The 1,690-nt window shown below is 46.9% G+C and carries 3 protein-coding genes and 1 tRNA gene; all 4 read right to left on the minus strand.

Annotated elements, in window-relative coordinates; genetic code table 11:
- Positions 1-590 (minus strand): hypothetical protein (locus HWQ67_RS17800; RefSeq protein WP_218254038.1); only part of this gene is annotated, 590 nt, incomplete at its 3' end.
- Positions 590-1,153, minus strand: a complete 564-nt coding sequence (locus tag HWQ67_RS17805; protein ID WP_218254039.1) for a hypothetical protein — start codon at positions 1,151-1,153, stop codon at positions 590-592. The genes HWQ67_RS17800 and HWQ67_RS17805, both read right to left, overlap by 1 nt.
- 22 nt (positions 1,154-1,175) lie before the next feature.
- Positions 1,176-1,249, minus strand: a tRNA-Pro gene (locus HWQ67_RS17810).
- 7 nt (positions 1,250-1,256) lie between these two features.
- The coding region (locus tag HWQ67_RS17815) for a hypothetical protein (RefSeq protein ID WP_218254040.1) at positions 1,257-1,690 on the minus strand (434 nt) is incomplete at its 5' end.

The raw sequence follows: 1,690 nt of genomic DNA on the forward strand, positions 1-1,690 counted from the left end.
TCAACAGGCTCACTCACAGGAGCATCGTCAAGCAGATCAATCAAAGACGAAGGAGCGCACACAACCTCACGTACGGCATCATCGTGAGTATGTAACTCAGCTACAGCCTTGTTAACCTCGGGCGTCAAGACACGTTCAGCCGTAGCAAGTGCACGAGCAACCGCGCGAGCGGTAACCAACATTGGATTTTGCCAATTCTCAACCACACAACTCTCTTTATGCTCACTCCCGTCCTTTAAGATGCGAGCGACCTCGAAAGCCGCCTCAACACCACCCATCGAAAACTTCGAGACTACAATCTTAACAACTCGTCCCTTTTGAGAGCGTTTGCGTGTATTCCACGTAATGATATCACCAACCTGAAATTGCGAAACGAGCAAAGCAAGCCCATTTTCCACCCGATTTTTTATCACATTCAAATCGCGAATTGTGTCGAGTAATCTAATCCGATCCGTATTGAGTGCATCAAAAATCATTTTGCCATCAGGCATCGTCTGCAACTTAGACTTGCCCGGACTCGCCTCCGCTGACTCAATCGCAGGAAGTGACGACATGTTACAGGAGTACGAGATTTTTAAATCAGAAACCATTACTTTCTCCTTCCTTTTTTATCTTCAATTTTCACGAAAGTAGCGTAGTCCGCACCCTTGATTTCGATCAGCTTCATCCTGCATCGTTCACACACAGACATTGCTCCTTTAAGACCTTCTGGACCTGGTTCTCGCTCCGTAGCAACATATACAGCAGCATTCTCACAACGCACGAGCCCCGGTACACCTCCAAACGTCATAAAGTTATTACCATTGGGTACGAGAGTTTGACACCGCTGATAATCAACAGGTATCAACTTTACTTTCTTGCGATTCACCTTCTCCGCCGCTTTCATCTTTTTAACTAACTTCGCCTGGTTGTCTAGCATTTGGTGAATCAACTTTTTTCTCTTGCGGTCCGCGTTTTTCTTGACCCGTTCCAGCCGTTTCATCCAAGCTTCTGGAGATTTAAACACATCAAGACGCCTTTTACCACCATCATACTCATTGAGCAACTTCGCATAATGGAGCTGAAGCTCTAACGACGCCTTAAGCGCATCGTAAAGCTTCTTAATCTGTTTACCGTAGTGAACAGCACACTTATCCGTCTCAGATCCCGTCATTTCTCATTCTCCTTTTTTAATCTCGGGGCGAGAGGAGTTGAACCTCCGCCCTCTTGCTCCCAAAGCAAGCGCTCTGCCAAACTGAGCTACGCCCCGATTCAAACTAAGCCAGATGCTCCCAATTTGAGATGCCACCAAGAAGATGTGTAATCTGCGCACCTTCAAGGGAATCTAAAGTTGAATGCACGATCTGACGATTGATCGGCTCGTTTCCACGAACCAAAAAGAAATGCTTGCAGGTGCACACTATATCCTCAAACTCCATAGCAGAATGAATCGGTCCAAATTTTACTAGTTTACAAATAAAAGGCTCACCATCTCCAGGCGCCGGCGTGACTCGAAACATAGACCCTTCCTTGAATCGAGCAGGTTTATCATCCTTAACACGTACACGCGCCCAACCCTCACCTGTCATTATCTTGAATACATCGTTATCCACAAAGAATGCGCGCGTAACGCTCGCGTCATCTTCGTTCCCCTCCAATGGCGGCAGAAGACTTTCAGGCGGATCCTCATCTATCCACCCAATTGCGCGCA

The sequence above is a fragment of the Candidatus Magnetobacterium casense genome (assembly GCF_019173545.1).
In the GTDB taxonomy this organism is placed as follows: Bacteria; Nitrospirota; Thermodesulfovibrionia; order Thermodesulfovibrionales; family Magnetobacteriaceae; genus Magnetobacterium; species Magnetobacterium cryptolimnobacter.